General features: G+C 70.2%; 4 protein-coding genes. 1 reads left to right on the top strand and 3 read right to left on the bottom strand.

The genetic code is table 11. From position 1 onward, the window contains the following. Nucleotides 1-362: 362 nt before the first annotated feature. Entirely contained in the window at nucleotides 363-1,673 is a 1,311-nt protein-coding gene (locus ACIBEC_RS47335) for an integrase (protein WP_360510143.1), read from the top strand. Nucleotides 1,674-1,820: 147 nt separating this feature from the next. Here the strand turns inward: ACIBEC_RS47335 and ACIBEC_RS47330 are convergent, their stop codons facing one another. From ACIBEC_RS47330 to ACIBEC_RS47320, 3 genes are all read right to left on the bottom strand, one after another. Beyond that, entirely contained in the window at nucleotides 1,821-2,720 is a 900-nt protein-coding gene (locus tag ACIBEC_RS47330; RefSeq protein ID WP_396290867.1) for a hypothetical protein, read from the bottom strand. A 1,228-nt stretch (nucleotides 2,721-3,948) separates the two neighbouring features. Next, the gene (locus tag ACIBEC_RS47325) at nucleotides 3,949-4,278 is read right to left on the bottom strand and encodes an endonuclease domain-containing protein (protein WP_360510144.1); all 330 of its coding nucleotides are present in this window, start codon (nucleotides 4,276-4,278) and stop codon (nucleotides 3,949-3,951) included. 367 nt (nucleotides 4,279-4,645) lie between these two features. Further along, nucleotides 4,646-5,362 carry a DUF4241 domain-containing protein gene (locus ACIBEC_RS47320; protein ID WP_360510141.1) on the bottom strand — a complete coding sequence of 239 codons (717 nt, stop codon included), beginning with the start codon at nucleotides 5,360-5,362 and terminating at the stop codon, nucleotides 4,646-4,648. Nucleotides 5,363-7,013: the final 1,651 nt, after the last annotated feature.

Genomic DNA, 7,013 nt, shown 5'->3' with positions numbered 1-7,013 from the left:
TCGCAATCCACACCGAGCCAGAAGGCCCTCACTCATTTCAAGATCACCCGCCTGTGAACCCCGTCACCAACCTCTGTGGTCAGTACAGCTAGCCGTCGGCAACTCACCCGACCGAACCCGGTAAGAGAAGTAGGAAACCCCCGATGGCGACCGGTGCCCCGAGTGTCGTGCAGGGCCGTTGCCCTGGCTGCGGCCTTCTGCGTCGGCTGCGCCCTGAGACATCCCGCTGCGCCTGGTGCTCACGCTCATGCCCCGGCTGCGGGGGAAGTCGGCGCGCCACCGCTGTTCAGTGCGCGGCCTGTGAGCGCCGTGCGGCCGGCCGTCCCGCGTGCGGTCCGTGTGCGCGCTGCGGCCGTCGTCGGATGCTGGACGCCGTCGGCCAGCACTGCCGCCCCTGCCGCACCCGCGACCCCGACACCGCCCCGCCGCCCCCGACCTGCGAGGCCTGCGGCCGGCCCGGGCAGTGGATCAAGGGCCTGTGCAAGACCTGCTACCAGCGTTCAGCGCACACCGTGGCCGCCCGCGCCGCTGGCTGGGCTCGACGCCTGACCGACACCCCCTCCTGGTGGGACGACTACGCATCCCACCTCGCCGCCGACCGCAACCCGGTGTACGCCAGCGGCCTCATCGCCCGCACCGCCCGCCTCATCCAGCACGCCACCACCCACACCCCCACCCGGCTCCTCGCCCACGCACACACCCACGCCCCGGACCTCGCCCACGCACTCGCCGACTTCTTCACCACCCACGGCCACCTCCCACCCCCACCCGAGGACGCCGTCGAGAACCAGCGCGCTCACGCCCGTCGCGACCGCCGACTCCAAGCGGTGCCCGCACCGCTGCGCCCCGTCGCCCAGGCCTTCGCCGACCACCTCCTGCTGCAACGCGAGCACGCCCGGCAGCACGGCCTGCATCCCAAACAGCTGCGCACCATCGAGGTGCGCCTGGCCACGGTCCGCGACGTCGCCGCGCACCTGCACGCGCACGGCATCGCGGCCTGGGAGAGCGTCGGCACCACCGACCTGGAAGCCTTTCTCGCCCGCAACCCGGCCCGCCGGGCCGCACGGCTGGCCGGCCTGCGCCAGTTCTTCGCCCACGCCCACCACAGCGGCCTGGTCCTCCACGACCCCACCGCCCCACTGAGCGCGCCCCAACACCGCGGCTTCCGCGGCCCCACCCTCACCCTGGAGCACCAGCGCGCCCTCTACCAGCGCTGGACCCGCCACCCGGACACCCACCCCCACGAGGCCTTCATCGGCCTGGCCGCCCTGCTGCACGCGGCCACCACCACCGAGCTGCGCCACCTCACCGACGACGCCGTCGACCCCGAGGGCCGGACAGTGCACTTCCCCGGCCGGCCACACCCCACCCCGCTGGACAGCGCCACCTTCACGGCACTCCAGCGCTGCCTGGACCGCCGAGCCGAGACCGCGACGGCGAACCCCCACCTCCTGATCACCCGCCGAACCACCACCACCCGCGCACCCGCGGGCCCCGCCCACATCCGCGACAGCCTCGCCCCAGCCGGCCTCCTCCCGCGGATCCTGCGCTCCACCCGGCTCCTGACCCTCACCCACCAACTCGACGTCGAACTGCTCACCGCCTCCCTGGGCATGTCGTACTCCGGCGTCACCCCCTACCTGAACCCCGCACATCCCGCGGATTCACACTGATCATCCGGACTGGTAGCTGGGCGCACCATGATCGGCATACCCTGCCCGGCAACGCCGCAGCGGCATTGCCACGCCCCGAGACGGGGCCCCTTTCCCCAGGGCCGGGCCTGCGTCGGCAGTTACGCCCCGCCTGCAGGAGGGACGGCCTCAGTCTGCCGCCGTGACCATCGCTGCCACGGACTGAAGTTGAGCGTCGAGCCTGGCACGGGCGGTCTCGATGTGACTCCATAGGTCCTCGCGCGAGGCGTGTTCAAGCGACACGGCCTCGGTCCATCCGCCGTATGGCAGCACGGCCTTCGCGGCTGCCACGCGAGGCCACATGCGATTGCTGCGCCAGGCCCGTAAGACGGCTTGCTCGACCTGCCGGGCGTGCAGACCAGGAAGGTGCATCACGTCGTGAATGCCCCAGCCGCTGCGCCGGTGTGTCTGGAGCCGGCCCCCGCCGACGTTGCAGATTCCGACCTTGCCAAGGTTGGCCTCGTCATGGCAGACCAGGTAAACGAGTGCTGGCGCAGCGGTGTTGAATCCGCCGCCGGAGCAGTTTCCGCAGATCCCCTGACCGCTCTTTATGTTGTCGAGGCGCGGTGCGATCTCTTCGTCACAGCCGAGGCAGCGAGCCCGCCACGGCTTCCGGGCCTTGGTGAATGACTCCAGCGGCACGGCACCGTACGGGGGCGCTGCAAGCAATATCGTGACCGCGACGTCCTCAGTGATCGGCAGGGAACCGGCGCAGTAGCCGCACATGCGTCGGCCGCTGTTCTTGATGCTGTCCAGCCGCGGAGTGCTGATCTGCCCGCACGCCTGGTGCTGGCTGCGCCACGGCTTGTCAACACCCGGATAGGGTTCCAGCGGGAACCAGCCAGCGCGCTGCATCGCCGCCTTGGCGTCCTCTGGGGCGATGACAATGCCCGCGCACCAGCGGCACGGCGAGCGCGTGGCCTTGCGCGCCCAATACAGCGTGGGGCTGGTTTCGCGCCCGCACCCCAGGACGAGGCAGCGGGAGCGCCACGGCTTATTGACGCCCGGATACGGGTCGAGAGGGAGCAACCCGAGTGAGCGCATGGTCCCGACAGCCACGTGGTCGGGTATCCGTGCCCGGCCGCTGCACCAGATGCACGGACCTTGTGTGCTAGAGGGTGACGCCACGTTTGCGTATCGCGGAGTGATCTCCGCGTCGCACTCCATGCAGCGACAGCGCCACTTCCTCAAGGCGGCACCGGGGTACGGGTCGAGCGGGATCGCTCCGGCCGCGCGCATACGAGCTGCCGCGAGCTCGGGATCAAGCTTACGAGTCATCACATACCAAGGCTCGTAGGGCTAAAGAACTCGCACCGTACGGCACGGCACCGACAAGTGGCCGCGGTGCGGCTGCGCCCCGCTGACCGATAGCTAGCGTTGTGGAACTCGGTCCAGCGCCCGGTGCTGGTGGTGGCGCTGCCGTGGGTCGGTCTGGCAGGCCGCTGTCGGAGCAGGAGAAGGCCTGGGTCCAGGAGGCCGCGACTACTGGCCGCACCGCAGGGGCGACACCTGCCGCCCATGCCACGCCAAGCGCAAGGCCGTCAAAGCCCGCCGCAAGGACCAGGAACGCCTGCGGCTCGGTGGGCTCCGGACTGGAGCTGCGCACCGAAGCTGCCCCTGCCCACCGATAGGGAACGTGGGCAGCGCCGGCGTGGCAGGCTTGCCGATCCGTGGTGGGAGGCGCTGGTGCTTCACGCGAAGCTGTACCCCACCCAGGACCGAAGCTGTGACCTGCTTTCGTGGGGCGAAATGTCTTAAAACTGGGCAAAATGACACGCTGGAGCGAAGTTGTCTAGACCGCAATGCCCTCTGGGGTGGGTGTGCTGGAAGCCCCTGCTGGTAGTTACGCTGCGTTGTTGGGGAGGCCGGTGAGGCTGCCGTGGACAGTGCCTCGGTGGCCGGGTGGTGTCCAAGCCCGCCTGAGGAATTGACGGACGGTCCGGAATGACTGCCGGATTCCGCTCTGGAGTTCAGCCAGGATTCTCATGGAAAGGACCGTGAAGGGAAGTTCCGGGTTTTTCGGGAAACCTTGTCGGGGGTCGCGGGAGGAGCCCGGCCGGATGCCGTGCCGTCACGCTTCTCGGGACCGCTGCGCCCCGGCCGGGTGCCTGCCAACCGGGCCCCCGCCGGGCCGGTTGCGGCGCCTGAGGGCCTGTCGCGCCCCCCTTTTGCCGCGCGGCGTGCTGTCGCGTGCTGCGGCGTGAGCGAACGGGCCGCCCGGCCGCGTACAGGGTCCGCCTCTGCTGTTCAGGCCCCTTCAATAGCCTCGAAAGCCTCGAAGATATTCGGCTATCCGTTCAAACGTGTCCGGGTCATCGTGGAGGTAGCCAATCGCGGAATTGCATCGCCGGTGAAGAATTCCCCTCACGCATTCACCGCAGGATGTCCTCTTGGGACAGCACGAGTGGTCATGGTCTATCACAACGTCCTTGTCGAACTTCCCGAGGTGCTCCCCGCATACCGGGCACCTGCCACCTTGATTCAGGTGGATCTCCGAATATCTATCGTATGTAATTCCGTGCCTTTTTGCCCTCCGGGCTATCCGCTGCTGATCCTCATTGCACTTGACACTGTCACATACGTACATCCATACGGTCTCATTTCCACTGGAAACGAACCTGCGCTCGTTCCTCCCTCCGCAACATGCGCACTTGGGCGTGCCCTTGATTACCGACATCCGGACTCCACCGTTCCTTTCTTGGACCCGGTTTGTGTTGACCCCGGGACAGCCAGAGCCTGAGCCGCCCGGACGTCGTGCTGTTCCCTCCCCGCTGCTGCTCCCCAAGCAGCAGCCCTGGCTCGTTCCGGCCTTCCGGTCGCCGACGTTGCCGACCGGCTGCTGCTCTCCACCAACCCCGCGAGGCGATCACCCTGCTGCGTCCCGGCCGTGACTGGGGACTTGGTGCCTGCGGGTTGTCCTGGCCCGGCGGCAGTGGCCGGAGGGCTGGGCTGTTTCAGTCCCATGGGCTGGTGGGCACATGGCCGGGAGCAACGATCACCGCGACCTCGCCCTCGTGGGTGCGGCCTTCCCAGACCTGGCCCCAGCCTTCCGGGACGCCGAAGGTCAGCAGGTCGGCCCGGTGGGCCTCATCGCGGACCAGGTCGAAGAAGCCCTCGCAGAGGTCCTCGCGGACCAGTTCGAAGCGGTCCTCGGTGTCCCGTCCGGGCACCGGGCCGCCGAACCCGGCGGCGGCGTCCGTCAGGTGGCGGCGGAAGGGTTCGGTCAGCGGCCGCCAGGCGGTGGCGTCGGCGAAGCAGCCCATGGACTCCTCAGCCTCGAACCCCGCGCCGGCGGCGCGCAGGGCCGGGTCCTCGCCCACGCCGAGGGCGAGCTCCCACGCGACCACCGGCTCGTCGCGGATGCGCAGGCGTGTGGCGGCGCACTGCCGGTACTCGTTGTAGTAGCCGTCTGAGAGGTGGGGCCAGTTGGCCCAGGAGACGTCCACCAGGTATTCGCCGGGCGGGATGCGGAACGCGAGCTCGCGCGGCGGCTCGGTGTTCCAGGGCGAGTCCACGACCAGCCGGCCGCTCGGCAGCCGGATTGCAGTGACCTCCTGCACCTCGGCGATCTCGATCCAGCTGTACGGGGTGTGCGCATCGCCGCCGATCCGCAGGCCCGGTGTGAACAGCCCGTCGAGGTACTCGCGTGTCTCCGGCCTGATCTCGTTCATGCCCACCCCTTTTCCTCTCTCCCCTGGCATCCGCCGCCCGGACCGTACAGGTCCCCACCGACAACCGCCCTGGCACCGCGTCCTGTCCTCGGCCAGTGCCGCAGGCCCGGCCCCGCACCCGCGGCACTGGCGGGCCGCCAGGCCCCCGGCCCGTGCACCCGCTACCGGCGGGGCCGTCAGGCCCCAGCCCCGGCCACCCACCGGTGCGGCCGCAGGCCGACACCCCCATCTGCGGCCGCCAGGCCGCCCGCCGGAGGGCTGGGTGGTGGTGCCTGTGCCGGGCCGTGTGCCCGCTCGCCCTGCTGCGCCCGGGGGCGCCCAGGAATGCAGCGAGTTAGTGGCTGATGTCCCATCACGGCCCGGCCCGCCCGCGGCGCCCCCCTCAGTCCTGCTGCATCCGTGGCCGGGGGCGAGTCCGTGACAGCTCTTGCATCTTTGAACCCGCCGGTTCGATGGCTGCCTGACGAGGCCGTCTCGACCGCTTGGGCCGAGAGCGGATTTGACGAGGCCTTCAGGCCGCTACTGGTGATGGCGGCCTCCGTCAGGCTGGGATCCGGCCCTGGTTCGGCGGGCTGCCTGGGGTCCTTGGAGCAGCCGAACGGGAGGCCGTCGGCAGGAGCAGGCCAGGATGGCTGGATGCGGCCGGGCGCACCGCCCCCTCAGGCCCGTCAGGGCCCCGGCCTGGTGCTGTGTCCCGCTGGACCTGGACTGAGGCCGCCCTTTGCCCCACAGCCTGGCCCCCGGCTCATTCGCCGGGCCGCGCACCCTGCCGTCTGGCTGCTGGTGTCACCGAGGTGCAGGTGCGCAGTGACATCGTGATGCAGATCCCCACTACCCACTGGCGCGGCCGCCAGGCCGGCACCCCACTGCACCCGGTGGGACAGAGCCCGGGCACGGCCTCAAGGGCCCGTCAGGGGCCGCACCCCCCGCGGCCGCGCCCAGGCTCCGCCGACCGCTGCGCCTGCGAATCTGCGGTTTGTTGTCACTGGGGGAGCGGTGGGTGTCACCGGCTCCTCGCTGTGGCGGTGTGTGGGACCGGGGGTGCCGGGTGTCACGGGGATGCGGATGGGTGGTGACATCAGGAGACGCTGCCCAGTGACATGTTGCTGCAGATCCCCAGTGACAGCTCTTGCATCTTCGACGTGCCCGTCCCGGCACGGGTGGGAGGCGTGTTCGGGGCCGTGGCCGCCCGCTACGCCCGGTGGCCGCCCTCGGGACCGCTCGGGGCCCGTTCGCGAGCCTGTATGGGTGTCGGCCGGCGTCGCCGGGTACGGCCCGGTAGGCCCCGGCGGCAGGGGGCCTACCCCGGGGGAGGCGCTGTCGTCGGCAATTCGCGCCATATCGTCAACGGGCGCCGTGCCGGATATCCCCTCCCCGTCAGGGGAAGGGCTGCCACCCGAAATTCACGCCACATCGTCAACGCCCGAGGCCGCCCCGCAGGGGAGGCCCTGCTACCCGAAATTCGCGTCACATCGTCAACGCCACTCATGGCGGGCCGCAGGCCCGTGCCCAACCAATCATCAACTAAGGCCCCGTCAGGGGCCGTCACCCGAACACGAATTCGCCGCAGGCGAATGGCCCCAGCCACCCCCGCCCGGCGCAGCCGGGCCCCGAGGCGCAGCCTCGGACAACCACCCACGGTGACGCCGCC

Origin of the sequence: Kitasatospora sp. NPDC051164 (assembly GCF_044455625.1) — a bacterium.
Taxonomy (GTDB): domain Bacteria; phylum Actinomycetota; class Actinomycetes; order Streptomycetales; family Streptomycetaceae; genus Kitasatospora.
The sequence above is the reverse complement of the archived record's forward strand: the minus strand, read 5'-3'. Positions and strand labels throughout refer to the sequence as shown.